General features: G+C 70.3%; 16 protein-coding genes. 11 read left to right on the top strand and 5 right to left on the bottom strand.

Annotation, left to right across the window (positions count from 1 at the left end; translation table 11 throughout):
• Positions 1-34 precede the first annotated feature (34 nt).
• From msrA to IEY63_RS01325, 3 genes are all read right to left on the bottom strand, one after another.
• Positions 35-586, bottom strand: coding sequence for a peptide-methionine (S)-S-oxide reductase MsrA (gene msrA / locus IEY63_RS01335; protein ID WP_189067168.1), 552 nt, complete (start codon positions 584-586; stop codon positions 35-37).
• Between the two features lie 101 nt (positions 587-687).
• On the bottom strand, positions 688-1,866 hold the full coding sequence (locus tag IEY63_RS01330; protein ID WP_189067167.1) for a hypothetical protein: 1,179 nt from the start codon (positions 1,864-1,866) through the stop codon (positions 688-690).
• On the bottom strand, positions 1,863-2,666 hold the full coding sequence (locus tag IEY63_RS01325; protein ID WP_189067166.1) for a TrmH family RNA methyltransferase: 804 nt from the start codon (positions 2,664-2,666) through the stop codon (positions 1,863-1,865). The genes IEY63_RS01330 and IEY63_RS01325 overlap by 4 nt, the downstream gene beginning before the upstream one ends.
• Positions 2,667-2,740: 74 nt before the next feature.
• Between IEY63_RS01325 and IEY63_RS01320 the strand changes: the two genes are divergently transcribed.
• The 7 genes from IEY63_RS01320 (at position 2,741) to IEY63_RS01290 (ending at position 9,961) form a co-directional block, all read left to right on the top strand.
• A complete protein-coding gene (locus tag IEY63_RS01320; protein WP_189067165.1) occupies positions 2,741-3,124 on the top strand; it encodes a YchJ family protein in 384 nt (127 codons plus the stop codon).
• A 76-nt stretch (positions 3,125-3,200) separates the two neighbouring features.
• A complete protein-coding gene (locus tag IEY63_RS01315; RefSeq protein ID WP_189067164.1) occupies positions 3,201-4,121 on the top strand; it encodes a prohibitin family protein in 921 nt (306 codons plus the stop codon).
• Positions 4,118-4,609, top strand: coding sequence for a hypothetical protein (locus tag IEY63_RS01310; protein WP_189067163.1), 492 nt, complete (start codon positions 4,118-4,120; stop codon positions 4,607-4,609). Before IEY63_RS01315 ends, IEY63_RS01310 begins: the two co-directional genes overlap by 4 nt.
• Positions 4,610-4,925: 316 nt before the next feature.
• Positions 4,926-6,179, top strand: coding sequence for a DUF4388 domain-containing protein (locus tag IEY63_RS01305; RefSeq protein ID WP_189067162.1), 1,254 nt, complete (start codon positions 4,926-4,928; stop codon positions 6,177-6,179).
• Between the two features lie 196 nt (positions 6,180-6,375).
• Positions 6,376-7,494, top strand: a complete 1,119-nt coding sequence (gene bshA, locus IEY63_RS01300) for an N-acetyl-alpha-D-glucosaminyl L-malate synthase BshA (RefSeq protein WP_189067161.1) — start codon at positions 6,376-6,378, stop codon at positions 7,492-7,494.
• A 188-nt stretch (positions 7,495-7,682) separates the two neighbouring features.
• The gene (locus tag IEY63_RS01295) at positions 7,683-9,506 is read left to right on the top strand and encodes an alpha-amylase family glycosyl hydrolase (RefSeq protein WP_189067160.1); all 1,824 of its coding nucleotides are present in this window, start codon (positions 7,683-7,685) and stop codon (positions 9,504-9,506) included.
• 68 nt (positions 9,507-9,574) lie between these two features.
• Positions 9,575-9,961 carry an NADH-quinone oxidoreductase subunit 15 gene (locus IEY63_RS01290; RefSeq protein WP_189067159.1) on the top strand — a complete coding sequence of 129 codons (387 nt, stop codon included), beginning with the start codon at positions 9,575-9,577 and terminating at the stop codon, positions 9,959-9,961.
• Positions 9,962-10,174: 213 nt separating this feature from the next.
• Here the strand turns inward: IEY63_RS01290 and IEY63_RS01285 are convergent, their stop codons facing one another.
• Complete coding sequence (locus IEY63_RS01285; RefSeq protein WP_229784407.1) at positions 10,175-11,014, bottom strand: hypothetical protein; 840 nt, start codon at positions 11,012-11,014, stop codon at positions 10,175-10,177.
• 25 nt (positions 11,015-11,039) lie between these two features.
• Entirely contained in the window at positions 11,040-11,594 is a 555-nt protein-coding gene (locus tag IEY63_RS01280; protein WP_189067158.1) for a gamma carbonic anhydrase family protein, read from the bottom strand.
• A gap of 408 nt (positions 11,595-12,002) precedes the next feature.
• On the opposite strand from IEY63_RS01280, the gene IEY63_RS01275 reads away from it, so the two are divergent.
• The 4 genes from IEY63_RS01275 (at position 12,003) to IEY63_RS01260 (ending at position 15,789) form a co-directional block, all read left to right on the top strand.
• Entirely contained in the window at positions 12,003-12,254 is a 252-nt protein-coding gene (locus IEY63_RS01275) for a cold-shock protein (RefSeq protein ID WP_189067157.1), read from the top strand.
• A gap of 375 nt (positions 12,255-12,629) precedes the next feature.
• On the top strand, positions 12,630-13,733 hold the full coding sequence (locus IEY63_RS01270) for a YjgN family protein (RefSeq protein ID WP_189067156.1): 1,104 nt from the start codon (positions 12,630-12,632) through the stop codon (positions 13,731-13,733).
• A complete protein-coding gene (locus IEY63_RS01265; RefSeq protein ID WP_189067155.1) occupies positions 13,733-14,812 on the top strand; it encodes a M48 family metallopeptidase in 1,080 nt (359 codons plus the stop codon). Before IEY63_RS01270 ends, IEY63_RS01265 begins: the two co-directional genes overlap by 1 nt.
• Before the next feature lie 44 nt (positions 14,813-14,856).
• Positions 14,857-15,789 carry an ROK family protein gene (locus IEY63_RS01260; protein ID WP_268239624.1) on the top strand — a complete coding sequence of 311 codons (933 nt, stop codon included), beginning with the start codon at positions 14,857-14,859 and terminating at the stop codon, positions 15,787-15,789.
• Positions 15,790-15,843 lie beyond the last annotated feature (54 nt).

The raw sequence follows: 15,843 nt of genomic DNA, 5'->3' as shown, positions 1-15,843 counted from the left end.
AGGGACTCTCCCCTCGCCGCCTTTCTATGCTGCCTTACGCGCGCAGGCGGTCGCTGTAGTACTGACGCATCTTCGACACCTTGGGCGCAATGACGGCCATGCAATACGGCTGACGCGGGTTGTTCTCGTAGTAGTTCTGGTGGTAGTCCTCGGCCACGAAGAACTCACTGGCGGGCTCTACGGTTGTCACGATGGGCTTGCCGAACACGTCCTGAACGGTCAGGTCGGCGATCACCTCGCGCGTCTGCGCCTCCTGCTCAGGCGTCAGGGGGAACACGGCGCTGCGGTACTGGGTGCCCACGTCCGCGCCCTGACGGTTCAGGCTGGTGGGGTCGTGCGTGGCGAAGAACAGCCCCAGCAGGTCCTTGTAGGACACCTGCGCGGGGTCGAAGGTCACGCGGACCGCCTCGGCGTGCCCGGTCGCGCCGCTGCACACGCTGCGGTAATCGGGGTTGGGCGTGTGCCCGCCGATGTACCCGCTCTCGATCTTCTGCACGCCGCGCACGTCCTTCAGGACGGCCTCCGTGCACCAGAAGCAGCCTCCGGCCAGAATGGCCTGCTGCATCCCCTCGCTGCTGGAAGTCATGTCCCGCATTCTTCACGGTCTCGCCTGACGTGACGGGGGCAGGGAGCACGATCTGCCCGGGCCAGGGCTGCAGTTCTGCCTAGTCTATCGGTGCCGCCGGGTCAGGCGCTGGCTTCGGGGGCGGGGTCGCCGTCACTGACCAGGGCGTCCAGGAGTTTCATGGCTTCTTCCAACCGGTGCGCCTGGACGCGCGCGGCGGACCGCGTCTGCCGCCATTCCAGCCGCACCCGGGCGAGGCTGAGGGGATCGCCGCCCAGCTGCCGCAGCTGATGGGCTCGCCGCTCCAGCTGCTCGAGTTGCACGCTCAGTTCCCGCAGGGTGCTCTGGTGCGTGCGGGCCGCCTGGAGGGTGCTGTCCAGCTGCACGGCCGCGTCCTCCTGCGCCAGGTGCAGGGCGTGCTGGGCCTGCAAGACCGCCTGGGCGCCGTCTGCGGCGTCACCGGCCTGCCACTGCGCGTAGTTCAGCGCCTGACGCGCGCGCAGGACGTTCGGGTGCAGCGGCACGCCCAGCGTGAAACGGGCGTGCGAGAGGTCCACTTCCGGGGTCTTCAGGGGCGTGTCGGCGTCCGCCAGGTCGATGAGGGGCGTGAAGGCGTCCAGGAAGGCGTGGGTCTGCGCGGCCATCAGGCGGGTGTGCGCCAGGCGCGGCCCGACGCCCTGTCCGCCGCGGAGCGCGTCCTCCAGTTCACGGACGTTCAGGTCCATCAGCTCTGCCTGCGCGGCGGCCGCGGCGACCTGGTCGGCCACCTCGATCCGGGCGTGATCGGCGCGCAGGCGGCTGAGCATCTCCTCGGCCTCCCAGCGGCGCACCTCGGCCTGCGTGGCCTGCAGGTCCCATTCGGCGGCGCGTTCCAGGGCGCGCAGGTCCGGGTTGGCGCGGATGGCGCCCAGGCTGCGTCCGGCAATCTCAGCGTGCGAGCGGGCCAGCAGCAGCGGCAGGTCGTGGGCGCGGCGGCCCCAGCGGACCGGGCTGGGCGCCGGGGCGATAGGGCCCTCGGTGGGCTGGGCGGGGACGGGCACGGACTCCGCGAAGCGGGCGAGGTCGAGTGTGGTCGTTTCCAGCCAGCGTTCAGCGCGCGCGTCGCCGTAATCGGCGCGCAGCTGGGTGAAGACGTCCTGCAGGACGGCCACCACGTCGCGTGGGCCCAGGGCGCGCATGCTGGTCCAGCCGCGGCGCTGCACGGCACTCTGGATGACCTGCTCGGCGTCCCGCCCGCCCAGTTCGGCCGTGAGCTTGGCGCGCAGCCAGTCGCGGTAGGGGTCGTGCCCGGCGCGGGTCATCCGGCGCCCTGCGCGCGGCGCTGCCGGGCGCATTCGTAGAGCATCAGGGCGGCGGCCGTGGCGACGTTCAGGGAATCCGCGCCTCGGCTGGCGTTCATGGGGATGCTGACGCTGTGGTCGGTGCGGCGCCAGTGTTCAGGCAGGCCCTCGTGCTCGGTGCCCAGCAGCAGGGCCACGCGGCCGGTCAGGGGCGCGTCCCAGTAGGTCCGGTCGGCGTCCGGGGTGCAGGCGACGGTCGTGAAGTGACGTTCGCTCAGCCACGCCTGCGCCTCGTCCTCGGTCATGACGGCCACGGGCAGGGTGAACACGCTGCCCTGCGAGGAGCGGATCACGTTGGGGCCGTAGGGGTCGGCGCCGCGTCCCAGCACGATCACGCTGTCCGCTCCAGCCGCGTCCGCGCTGCGCAGGATCGCGCCGACATTCCCTGGTTTTTCCAGGCCGTGCAGGAGCACGGTCACGGCCTGCCCGGCGGGTTCGGGCAGGGTCACGTGAGGGGTAGGGGCCAGTGCGATCAGGCCGTCCGGGTTCTCGCGGCCACTGACCTTCTCGAAGGCGGCGCGGGACAGCTCGTGGGTGGGGGCGCGCAGGGTGGGGGCCAGGTCGCGCGCTTCGGGACTGTGAAGGTCGGGCGACGTGTACAGCGCGCTCAGGGGAACGCCGCTGCTGACGGCGCGGGCGATCTCGCGGGCGCCCTCAATGAGGATCACGTGGTCCTGTTCGCGTTCGCGGCGCGCCCGCAGGCGCACGAGTCGCTTGACGTGCGCGTTCTGCAGGGAGGTGATGACTTCGGGGGCACTCATTGCGGTCATTATGGCCTGCGCTGGCCTGGTCGCGGTTGGAGGCGCGGCGCGCGGAAATGCTCTAGCCTGCGCGCATGGCCCTCGCCTACCCTCCGTTCAAGTCCTGCCCGTGTGGGTCCGGGCGCAGTTACGCGCACTGCTGCGGGCCGCTGCACGCCGGGGCGGCCGCGCCCACGCCGGAAGCGTTGATGCGGTCGCGGTACGCGGCGTACGCGCTGGGCGACAGCGGGTACGTTCAGCGCACCTGGCACCCGGACACCCGCCCGGCCACGCTGGACCTGCGGGACGGCACGCGGTACGTGGGTCTGCGCGTTCATGAGGCGCAGGGGGCGGAGGTGACGTTCACCGCGCAGCTTCGCCTGCCGGACGGCGAGCGGTACGCGCTGCGGGAACGCAGCCGGTTCGAGCAGCTGGACGGCCGCTGGGTGTACGTGGACGGGGAGACGCCGGAAGCCTGAACGGGTGGGCTGCGACCTCCCGTGGGCTTCCGCCCGTTCATGGGAACGCTGTGAGAGCAGGCCGCGTACCACAGGCATGACCGAACCGAAGACCCGCAGCGTGCCCCTGTCCGTCCGACCGAACCGCCGCGCAGCCCTGCTGATCGGGGGTCTGCTGATTGCGGGGGTGCTGGTCGCGCAGAGCGTGAAGGTCGTCCCGGCCGGGTACGTGGGCGTGGCCTTCAGTGCCCTGACCGGCGTGAAGGGCCAGCCGCTCCAGGAGGGCGTGCACTTCCTGGTGCCGTTCGTGGATCACGTGACGCTGTACGACGCGCGGCTGCAGGAGGTCACGCTGGCGCACAACATCCAGGACGGGGACGAGGGCGCCATCCGCGCGCGCAGCAAGGAGGGCCTGGAGATCACGGCGGACGTGACCGTGCAGTTCCGCGTGGACCGCGCCAAGGCCGCGCAGCTGCACAAGGAGCTGGGACGCGACTACGTGCGCACCGTGATCCGACCGCAGGTGCGCAGCAAGGTGCGTGACGCGATCGGGCAGTTCAGCGCGGCCGACATCATCAGCACGCAGCGTCAGCAGGTCGAGGCGAGCATCACGGCGGCGCTGCGGCAGGTGTTCGAGCAGAACAACCTCACGCTGGACAGCGTGCTGCTGCGTGAACTGCGCATCCCGGACAGCGTCGCCAAGGCCATCGAGCAGAAGCAGACGGCCGAGCAGCAGGTGGCGGTGGAACGCAACAAGCTGCAGCAGGCGAACATCGCCGCGCAGCGTCAGGTCGTGGAGGCCGAGGGCGCCGCGAAGGCCTCCATCGCCAAGGCGCGCGGCGAGGCCGAGGCGCTGTCCCTGCGCGGCCGGGCCCTGCGCGAGAACCCGCAGCTGATCCAGCTGACCGTCGCGGAGAAACTCTCGCCCGGCATCCAGACCGTCATGCTGCCCAGCAGCGGCAACTTCCTGCTGGACGTCGGGAACCTGACCGGCCGTTCCACCGCGACCAAGCCGTGACGCCCCTGCTGATCCTGGCCCTGGCCGCCGCGCTGATCCTGCTGGCGACCCGCCGCGCGCCCGCCGCGGACGTCACGCCCGCCGAGGCTCCCGCGCCGGCGCGCACCCTGCCGGACGACCTGCTGCGCCTGCCCGAACCGGCCCGGACGCGCGCCTGGGCGCTGCTGTGCAGCCTGCACGACGCCCTGCGGGAGACGCCGGGAGACGCCCGCAGCACCTTCCTGCTCCAGCAGACCCGCGACCAGTACCTGCCGGACACGGTCAGCGCCTACCTGCACCTGACCCCGGCGGCCCGCGCGCAGCTGGACCGGCAGGGGCAGCCGCCCGAGACCCTGCTGCTTGAGCAACTGTCTCTGATCGAGGGTGGCGTCACCGAGGTGCTGCGCCGCGACCACGCCGCCGCCGACCGGCTGCTCACGCAGGGCCGCTTCCTGCGGGAGCGCTTCAGCCCTCCGGCCGGGGGGGAGCTGCGGGTCGAGGACCGCTGAGGGCCGCCGGGGTCCCGCCGAGCAGCGACATGAAGACCGGTCCTCGGCGGACGTCCGGGGCGGACGGGGCCCCGAGGTTCTCTCATGAGACCCGTACAGGACGGCACCGACCGGCCCGAAGAACACCCGGCCGCCCGGTCCTCCGCTCCTCTGCGCGCGGGATTTGGATTCGTTGATCGTACGCCCGGCGCGGGCCGGATGCAAGCGCCGGTGACCGCTGAGGCGAACTTTTTCTCCTGCCGCCCGGAAGTGTGAAGGAGCGGGGCAGGGCCCCGCCTGTAAGCCCCCGGGCAGGGCCGGCAGGCTAGCGTCAGGCATGGCGGAGCGACTGCAGCAGTTCATCGGCGCGGACAGCGAGCAGGTGTCCAGAGCGCCGGCGGCCCCGCCCCGCCTGCTGTTCCTGTCCGACACCCTGCCGCCGCTGGGGCAGTACCTTCAGGAGCGCAGCCCCTTCCTGCGCGGCTGCGCCGTGACCGACGTCCGCTCGCAGGAGGAGGCCACCGGGCTGGGCGGTCCGGCGCCCGATCTGGTCGTGTTGCAGATCGCGCCGGGCCGCACGCCCTGCGACGCCCTGGTCGAGCACGCCAAGCGCCACTGGCCCCAGACCGCACTGCTGGCGTTCAGCGTCGAGGCCGGGCAGGACCTGACCAGCCTGGGCGAGCGTTTCGGGGTCATGACGACCCTCGCCGCCCCGAACCTCAAGGCGCTGCACGACAGCATCGAGCAGGAGGTCACCCAGCTCAGCTTCGGGGCGATCCGGGGCGTCACCCTGCCCAACCTGCTCCAGATCCTGCACTGGGAGAGCCGCACGCTGGCCGTGAAGGTGCAAGACGCCGGCAACTGGGGCCGACTACACCTGCGCGGCGGCGACGTGGTGGACGCCTACGAGCACGCCGGGGGGCGCACGGGCGAGGAGGGCGCGCTGATCCTGCTGGGCCTGCCGCACCCGCGCCTGAGCCTGGAGCGCTCGTACCACAACCAGCGGCGCGTGATCCGGTCGTCCCTGACCACCCTGCTCATGGAAGCGATGAAACGCCTGGATGAAACTCCGGCCGCTGCGGCCCCCGACACCCCACTCCTGGAGGACGCGATGTTCTTCAAACGCTGGCTCGAACCCTACGCCACCCACAGCGCCGATGTGGCCTCGCCCGACCCGCCCGCGCCGGGTGCGGCCGGCCCATCACCCACCCCCCGCTCACCGGAGGACACCACTATGAGCAACGTCAAGGACATTCTCGATTCGGCCATGGGGATCGACGGCGCGCTGGCCGCCGCGCTGGTGGACTACAGCAGCGGCATGGCGCTGGGCACCGCCGGCGGCGGCATGAACCTGGAACTGGCGGCCGCCGGGAACACCGAGGTCGTGCGCGCCAAGCTGCGCACCATGGAGAGCCTCGGGATCAAGGGGCAGATCGAGGACATCCTGATCACCCTGGAGTCGCAGTACCACATCATCTACGTGATGCCGCAGCTGTCGATGTTCCTGTACCTGGTGCTCTCCAAGGACCGCGCCAACCTGGCGATGGCGCGCTTCAAGCTCAAGAGTCTGGCGGGCACGATCTCGGTCTGATCCCGGCTTCGCCACCTCAGCAGCGGGCCCCGCCACACCGGATCAGTGTGCGCCGGGGCCCGCGCTGCGGGGCGCACGGACGGCTGGACCGCGATGGGGAGGCGGGCAACCATCGGGCTGACAGGCAGCCCGTATAGTTGGCACTCATGAATTCGTCAGCTTGTGTGTCTGCCTCTGAATCCGCCGGACGTCGCCCGTGAAGGTGGCGGTGTTGTGTCACGCCAGTGCGGGCGGCTCGGGGGTGGTCGCCACCGAACTGGGGTTGCAGGTGGCCCGCGCCGGACACGAGGTGCATTTCGTGGGCGCGGCGCAGCCGTTCCGCCTGACCGGGCAGCGCTGCGTGAGCGGGCCGTACTTTCATCAGGTGGGCGGGTACGCGTACGCCCTGTTCGACCAGCCGTACCCGGAACTGGCCGCGGCGAACACCCTGACGGAAGTAATCCAGGAGTACGGGGTGGAACTCTCGCACGCCCACTACGCCATTCCGCACGCCACGGCCGCCATTCACGCCAAGGCGATCACGGGCCGCTCGCGGGTGATCACGACCCTGCACGGCACCGACGTGACGCTGGTGGGCCTCGAACCCGCCTTCCGCTCGACGACCCGGCACGCCATCGAGCGCAGCGATCACGTGACGGCGGTGTCGCATTACCTCGCGGCGCACACGCTGGAGGTGTTCGGGGTGGAGCGCGAGATCGAGGTGATCCACAACTTCGTGGACAGTGACCGCTTCGTGCGCGTGACCGATCCGGCGGTGCGCGCCCGCTTCGCGCATCCGGACGAGGCGCTGCTCGTGCACGTCAGCAACTTCCGCCCGGTGAAGCGCGCGGCGGACGTGGTGGAGGTCTTCGCGCGCGTGGCGTCCGAGATCCCGGCGCGGCTGCTGATGATCGGGGACGGCCCGGAGCGCGCCAAGGCGATGGAACTGGCGCAGTCGCTCGGCGTGATCGGCCGCACGCACTTCCTGGGCTCGTTCCCGGACGTGGAGACGGTGCTGGGCATCAGCGACCTGTTCCTGCTGCCCAGTCAGCAGGAGAGTTTCGGGCTGGCCGCGCTGGAGGCCATGAGCTGCGAGGTGCCGGTGGTGGCCTCGCGCGCCGGGGGCATCCCGGAGGTTGTGCAGGACGGCGTGACGGGTTTCCTGGCGGATGTGGGCGACGTGGACCTGATGGCCGACCGGGCCCTGCAGGTGCTGCGCAACCGCGAACTGTACCTGAACCTGGGGCAGGCAGCGCGGCGCGCGGCGGTCGAGCAGTTCCACCCGTCGGTGATCGTGCCGCAGTACCTCGCAGCTTACGAACGGACCCTCGCCTGACGCGCGCACCTGTCTGACCGGCTGCTCCCCGGCCCCCTTGACCGGGGCGGGGCGTCTGTCCCAGACTGAGGCTTAAAGTTCACAGGCAACGCTTGCCCCCTCGCGGGCACGACCTCTTTCCGCAGATCCTGCGGGCAGAGGTCGTGCCCGCCCTTCTTGCTGTCCCATCCTTGCCGGAGGCCCCTTCCATGAGTATCTTTCCCCTGCTGTCCACCCAACATGACCACACGCCCGCGTACACCGAGCGCCTCGGCGCGCCCATAGGCGCCTCTGTGCGGGTGCGGGTCCGCACGACGCTGCCCGTGACCGGCGTCAGCCTGAAGTTCGTCCGGGTCGGCGAGATCGAGTCCGTGCCCGCCCGCGAGATCGGGCCGATCGGTGACGAGCCGGGCCGCTGGTTCGAGGCGGACCTGCCCGCACACGAGGGCCGCGTGCGGTACGCCTGGCAGCTGAACTTCCTGAACGACCACCTGAACCTGACCGGCCTGGGCCTGCACCGCACCCGGCGCGGCTTCCGCTCGTGGTTCACGTACCTGACCGGGCACACGGCGCCCGAGTGGGCCTGGGAGAGTGTGTTCTACCAGATCTTCCCGGACCGCTTCCGCAACGGCGACCCCACGAACGACGTGCAGACCGGCCAGTACGTGTACGGCGAGCGCGTCGTCGAACATGTCGAGTGGAACACCCCGATCGACTCGTGGGGCGACATTCACGGGCACTACGGCGGGGACCTGAACGGCATCACGCAGGCGCTGCCGTACCTGCAGGACCTGGGCATCACGGGGCTGTGGCTCACCCCGATCTTTGTGTCGCCCAGCAACCACCGCTACGACATCACCGATTACCGGCACGTGGACCCTCACCTGGGCGGGGACGAGGCCTGGGATGAACTGGCGCGCGAGGCGGCCGGAGCGGGGATCCGCATCGTGCTGGACGGCGTGTTCAACCACGTCGGAAACGAGAACGCGCTGTTCCGCGCGGCCGTGGACGACGAACTGTCCCCCGAGCGGGCCATGTTCACGTGGCGGGACGAACCGGGCAAACTGCCGTACCACGCGTTCTTCGACGTTCCCACCCTCCCGAAGATCGACTACCGCAATGAGACGGCCGTGCAGGAATTCTTCAGTGGTGAGGAGAGCGTCGTGCGGCACTGGCTGCGCCGGGGTGCGGCGGGCTGGCGGCTGGACGTGGCGCACATGATCGGCACGGGCGGCACCGACGAGGACAACCTCCCGCTTCACCGCACGCTGAAACGCGCCGCGCGCGAGGAGCGGGAGGACGCCTACGTATTCGGCGAGCGCTTCTACGACCCGGAACACGCGCTGGACGGCCAGGGCGAGGACGGCAGCATGAACTATCACGGGTTCGGCCTGCCCGTCATGCAGTGGCTGGCCCGCGCGAACATGACGTTCGAGCCCAGCGCCATGGACGGCGAGGAACTCGTGGAGATCCTCTGGGACGCCTACCACGCGCTGCCGCCGCAGGTGGCGCTGAGCATGTTCAACGTGCTCGAATCGCACGACATCGCCCGGGCGCTGTACCGGGTTGGCAATGACCGCACGCAGTTCCTGGCGGGCGTGACCCTGCTGATGGGGTACGCCGGGGTGCCCTGCACGTACTACGGCAGTGAGGTGGGCGTCACGCAGTCCCGCGACGGCGCGATGCCCTGGTGCCGCGAGGCCATGCCCTGGGACGAGTCGCAGTGGGACACGGCCCTGCGCGGGCGCATGAAGGCCCTGATCGGGGTGCGCCGCGCCACGCGCGCCCTGCACCGTGGCGGGCTGCGGTTCGTGCACGCCGAGGAGGACGCCGTGGCGTTCCTGCGCGAGTACACCCAGGAAGGCGGTCTGGTCGAGCGGGCCGCCGTGATCGCCAGCCGCCGCGCCGAGCGCCATGAGGTGAGTCTCTCCCTGCCGGACGGCGAGTGGCGTGACGCCGTGACCGGCGAGGTGTTCCGGGGCGGGCACGTGACTCTGGACGCGGCGGGTGGACGGATTCTGCTGCTGAACTGAGGCGCTGACCAGCGGGAGGCGTGGCAGCGGTCCACGCCTCCCGCTGCCGTGCAGTATGCTTGTGTCACATGTCACATGCACACGACTCGGCGTTGTACGCGCAGTGGGTGGAGCTTCTCGGCTGGCTGGAGGCCGAGGCGGCCGCCCGCGGCCTAGGCTTCGAGAAGGTCGCGGACTTCCCCGACTACATCTACCGCATGGAGCGGCCCTATGACCTGCCCACCACCGTCATGAGCGTCAGCCTGACCGCGGCCGGGCAGCCCCTGCTGGTGGCCGCCGTCAGCCCCCGGCACGTGGACCTGAAAGGGGTCTCGCTGCGCCTGATGGGCGGCAGCAAGCACTGGCACCTGCACGCCGGGGACAGCACGCTGCTGGAAGGCAAACGGCCCTTCACGCGCGCGCGGCTGGCCGCCCTGCTGGACGGCGCGGTGCGCGGCGTGCGCCAGAGCGCCTAAGTCCCTGAATTGATAGGGCTCAATTTGACAGAGCGGACGGCGCTGCCTGATCCAGCCGGACCTACATGCCATGAAGTTCAGTGGTGGCTGAGCGGGGCACTCATCTCTTCACGCTGTTCGATACGTCTGAGACCGACCACCTTCTCAGACCCCAAATAGAAGCGCGGGCCTCCGCTGGCTACCCCAGGCGGAGACCCGATTGCCACTCAGGTGTCAGTGTTCGCGGATCAGGCCGCCCGCCAGGAAATCCTGAATCAGTGGTTCCAGGTCGTGCAGGGCCACGTCGGTCCGGATGGCGTACTCGGCTGGCGACAGGTCCTCGCCCAGCGCCCGCATGAAGGTCAGGCCCGCCTGTCCGTGCCTGGCGCGGAAGGACTGGTGCATGCCCGTGATGGCATTCAGCGCGTCCCGCCCGCGCAGGGTCAGCGCGTAATGGTGGTGCGCCCAGCCGGCCAGACTGCGGGGCAGGATCAGGGTCTGGGGGCGCAGGGGCGCCGGGAAGGCCCCCTCGTACGGGAGGGTGGCGGGCATGGTTGCCGTGATCTCCCCTTTCACGTAGAAGATCGCGCCGCCCGGTCGGGCGTGCAGGCCGGTGAAGTCCTCGGTGAGGTTGAACTTCCAGGCTCGGGACCCGATGCCGCTCAGCACGTGCGCCAGTTGCGCGGGCAGGGGATGAGCGCTCAGTTGCGCGCCCTGCTCGTACAGGCTGAGCAGTTCACCCAGCGCCTGCTCGCCGGTCACACTGGCGGCCGCGGCGGTGACCGTCCGGCCCTCGAACAGCAGCACGAACGCCTGCTGTTCACCCAGCACGGCGTGCAGGTACCCGTACCAGCTCTGCTCGTGCAGGAATTTCAGGAACCCGTGCAGGTCGCAGAACTGATGACTCAGGCCGGCGTGTGTCGGGGCCGCTTCTGGCAGAAAGCGCGCCAGGAACGGCGCGGCGTTCGGGAACATGGGCTGCAGGTCCTGCACCATGTCGGCCAGTTCGGTGTCCTCCGGCGCCGCTGGAGGGGGATTGAGCGGATCAAGGGGGGTTCCGCTGGGTTCAGTCATTCGTCGCTCCGCTGGGGCGTAAGGGTCAGATGGCGCATTCTTCGGACGGTTCGGCCGGGCGCAGCCCGCCAGCATCTGGCAGGGCCTGCAAGCCCGCGCGGTACCTTTGCGCGTTCAGCACGTACCGCTGCGCGTTCCCGCCGCTGGGTGCGGGTCGCACCACGCGCGCGGGGACGCCCACGGCCAGCATCCCGTCGGGCACGTGTGAGCCCTCGGGCAGGACGGCACCTGCGCCCAGCACGGCGCCCGCGCCGAGGCTGCTGCCGCTGAGCATGACGGCCCCCATGCCCACCAGACTGCCGGGCCCACAGGTGGCGCCGTGCACGATGGCGCGGTGACCGACGGTCACGTGGTCTTCCAGGATGCAGGGCCACCCGGCGTCGGTGTGCAGGACCGCGCCGTCCTGGACGTTGCAGCCGGGTCCGACGGTGATGGGTTCCAGGTCGCCGCGGAGCACAGCCCCGAACCACACGCTGGCGGAAGCGCTGACCGTCACCTGGCCGATCAGGTCAGCGCTGGGCGCGATGAAGGCGGTGGGGTGAATGTCGGGGTGATGCCCGTCCAGGGCGTAGAGCGGCATGAGTCCTCCAGGGGCGGTCACGGTGATGTCAACCTCCCGCCGGGCGGGCCGTGAGAGCGCGGGACACCGTGAATCAGTTGAATTGCTGCCAGGGTAGCATGCCCCCCACGCGCCGGTCCGCTCATGCGGTCCGTCCGGGGCGCATCGCCCACATGGGGGAACGCGGAAACTGACGGCATCCGGGGGTGAGCGGGACCGGAACACCTGTCCAGTTCTGGCCTAGTCCGCGAGGCAGACCGTGCATTCGTCTGAGCGCCTCTCCTCTATCAGCACGTTGCTCATGTTCTGCACATGACACGGGGGCGCCGTGCGATACTTCGCGAGTCTCAACGCGATACCACCCCTGACAGAGGTTCAGTTCCAATGGACTGCACCTGGCTGGATTGCCTTTGGGATGCAAGGAGAGTTATGGCTCAAGGTCGTGTGAAGTGGTTCAATGTCGAGAAGGGGTACGGCTTCATTGAGCATCCCGGCAATCCGGACGTGTTCGTGCATTACAGCGCCATCCAGAGCGGCGGGTTCCGCAAGCTGAACGAGGGTGACGAAGTCGAGTTTGAAGTCGAGGCCGGTCAGGGCAGCAAGGGCCCCCAGGCCAAGAACGTCATGGTCACGAACGCCGCGCCCGCCCCCATGGCGGCCCGTGGCGGCAGCCGCTGGTAACCGCCAGCAGCCCGTGCAGGGAGGTGCGCGCCCGGCGCACCTCCCTGTCGTCTGCTCCGCGGCGGACCACACTGAGCCAGCTTGAAGATCGACAGCCTTCTCCATCTGAACAGGGCAGCAGATTCAGCTGTGAACAGCCTGAGGATGGGCTCAGACCTGACAGTGGCGCAGGAATACGCCGAGGTGACCAGCCTCATCGCAGCCTGCCTCTGTCCCTGCGCACGGACGCCCCCGCTCAGAGCCCAGTCCTTAACCGGGCAGCCCCTATGCTGAAATGTGGCCTGCCCGGGCAGGTCTTGCCTCTACCATGAGGTCGTGAGTGATCCTTCTCTGGCTGACCCTCGCCCCCCGGGCCGTCATGATCTGCCTCCGGTCATGACGTCGGCGGTGGCCCTCGCAGTGCCGGACGTCACCCGGCATGACCTGCGTTTCACGGGGACGGCCGGTGAGTACTTCCGGCTGTGGATTGTGAACGTGGCCCTGACGCTCGTCACCCTGGGTATCTACCTGCCGTGGGCGCGGGTGAGGACCCGGCAGTACTTCTACGGTCACACGTGGCTGGACGGGCAGAACTTCGAGTACCGTGCGAATCCGGCGGCGCTGCTGCGCGGCTACGTGCTGGTGGGCGCGCTGTTCGTGCTGTACAGCTTCGCCATGCAGCGCGAACTGTACTGGCTGGGGTTTCCCCTGCTGCTGCTGTACGTGGTGCTGTACCCGTGGCTGGTGTGGCGGTCGCTGCGGTTCCAGGCGGCGAACACCTTTCACCGGGGTCTGAATTTTTCGTTCAATGGCACGGCGGGCGAGTCGTACGTGGCGTATGGCGCGGCGAATCTGGCCTCGTCCATCGCGGGCATCTTTGCGCTGCCGTGGGCGTGGTTCATGCAGCGGCAGTACCAGGTGAAAGGTCTGGGGTACGGGCAGGCGCGCGGGCATTTCCGGGGGGACGTCGCGCCGTTCTACATGATTGGCCTGACCTCACTGGGTCTAAGCGTCGCGGGTGGGGTCATCGCGCTGCTGCTGGGCGGCGTGGTGGCGGCGGCGTGGTCCACGCTGAGCGGCGAGTTGAATACGGGGACAGGTGACCTGTGGGAGCGGGTGTCGCCCACGACGTTTGCGGTGTTTGCTGTGGTGGCGTACGTGTCGTTCCTGCTGCTGTACGTGGTGGCGTGGCAGTACGTGCGGGGCGCGACCATGCGCTACGTGCTGAACAACGCCGAGTTGGGCGGCGTGGTGCGGTCCGGCGCGACCTTCAGTCCGTGGGCGCTGGTCTGGCTGAGCGTCACGAACAGCCTCGCGCAGGTGGTGACGCTGGGCCTGGCGACGCCGTGGGCGGCGGTCCGCCGGACGCGGTTCGTGCTGGGTGGCGTGCACGTCCGCACCATCACGGACCTGGATCACTTCCGCGGTCAGGTGCAGTTGCCGGGCACGGCGCTGGGTGAGGCGGCCACAGAACTCCTGGATATTCAGGTGGGCTTCTGATGAACCTCTCCGGGCCGGGCGCGGCCACGCTGCGCGGCGTGTATTTTGACGGCCACAGCAGCCGGGACCGCACGGCGACGCTGACGCTCGGTGACCCGGTGACGTTGACGATAGACGGTGAGCCTGCACCGGTCGTGGTCCCGGCGGGGGTGGTGCGGGTGGACCCTCCGATTCCCGGGGTGCGGCGCGTGCTGCGCCTGCCGGACGGCGCGCGGTTCGAGACGGTGGACTCCGCGCCGCTGCTGGCGTGGGAACGGGTCAGTGGGCGCAACCGGGCGCTGCGGGGCGTGGCGTGGCTGGAAGCGCACTGGGTAAGTGCCGTCCTGGCGGTGGTGGTGGCCTTCACCCTGCTGGGTGGATTCATCGTGTGGGGCATCCCGGCGCTGGCGACGCAGGCCGCGCGGGTCACGCCGCGGGGCGTGCTGGCCTCGTTCGACACGCAGACGCTGCGGGTGCTGGAGGAGCAGGATTTCATCGGGCCCAGCGGTCTGCCCAGCGAGCGGCAGGCGGAGCTGCAACGGGAATTCCGGGAGGTGCAGCTCTGGGCGGCCGGCGGGTACCCGTACCGGCTGCTGCTGCGCGACGGCGAACCGGCCGGTGACCTGGGGGTGGGGGCGAACGCGTTCGCGCTGCCGAACGGCACGATTGTCATGACCGATCAGCTGGTCGCCCTGGCCCGCAGTGACCGCGAGCTTCTGGGGGTGCTGGCGCACGAGACGGGCCACGTCACGCGGCGGCACGGGCTGGCCACGGTGTACCAGGGCCTGGGGCTGGGCCTGGTCACGACGCTGATCACGGGGGACCTGGTCAGTGCCAGTACGTTCGCGGCGGCGGTGCCGGCTGCGATCCTGCGCGGCGGGTATTCCCGCGCGGCCGAGTCGGAAGCGGACCGCGTGTCCGCCAGTTTCATGCTGAGCCGGTACGGCACCACGCGCCCCCTTCAGGACATCCTGACCCGCCTGGAGGCCGAGGAGCGCCACGGGGACCAGCAGGAGGATCCCGCGTGGCTGGATATCTTCCGGTCGCATCCGGTGACCCGTGACCGCGTGGCGGCGCTCAGGGCGCTGGATCGCCCCTAGGTGGCCCGGGGCGTCGGGGGGACAGGCGGTGGCAGAATGCGCGCGTGACTGCTGCTTCCTCGCCTGCCCGCCCCGCTCCGTCTTCCCTGCTGGCCCTGGATATCGGGGGGACCAGCATGCGCGCGGCGCTCGTGCAGGGGGGCCGCGTGCTGGAGCGCGTGGAGGCCCGCACGCCCCGCCCGGCCACGCCGGACGCGGTGATCGCGGCGGCGCTGGACCTGGCGCGGCCCCTGGCGGAGCGTGCGGGCGCGGTGGGCGTGGCCTGCGCGGGTGCGGTGGCGCGGGGCCGCGTGACCGCCACCGCCACGCATACCTTTCCCGGCTGGGTGGACGTTGCCCTGGCTGAGCGGTTGGGCTCAGGGCTGAACCTGCCGTGTGCCGCGCTGAATGACGCGCGGGCCGCCGCGTGGGGGGAGTTCGCGGCTGGCGCGGGGGTGGGCACGACGGAGTTCATGTTCGTGACCGTCAGCACGGGGGTGGGCGCGGGCCTGGTGCTGGGTGGGCAGCTGCACCTGGCGGGCAACGGGCTGGACGCGGAGCTGGGCTTCGTGAGTGTCCCGGCGCACTGGCATGCGGGCACGCCCACCCCGGCGGGGCGGCTGGCCCCGATGGAGTTCGAGTCGAGCGGGACGGCCCTGAACGCCCGCGGCGTCACGCTGGGGTACGCGGACGCCCGCGCCCTGTGCGACGCCGCCGAGGCGGGGAATGCCTCGGCGGACGCAGAGTACCGGCATTCGGCGTCTGCGCTGGCGTGGAAGATTGCGGATATTGCGGCCCTGCTGGGCGTGACGCGTGTGGCGTTGGGTGGCAGCGTGGGTCTGCGCGCCGGGTATCTCTCGCGGGTGCGTGAGGCGCTGGGGGCGTTCCCGGAACGCTACCGGCCCGAAGTGGTGCACGCGGCGCTGGGGGCGGATGCGGGACTGATTGGCGCGGCCCTGTGGGCCCAGCGCATGGCCGAGCAGCCTGCGGCGCCGTAAACGTTGCCGGTTGCGGGCTGTTGACGCCTCCAAAGGTCGAGCGTCCAGGTTCGG

Origin of the sequence: Deinococcus radiotolerans (assembly GCF_014647435.1) — a bacterium.
GTDB lineage: Bacteria > Deinococcota > Deinococci > Deinococcales > Deinococcaceae > Deinococcus > Deinococcus radiotolerans.
Note: the sequence above shows the minus strand (reverse complement) of the source record. Positions and strands in the feature narration are given on the sequence as shown.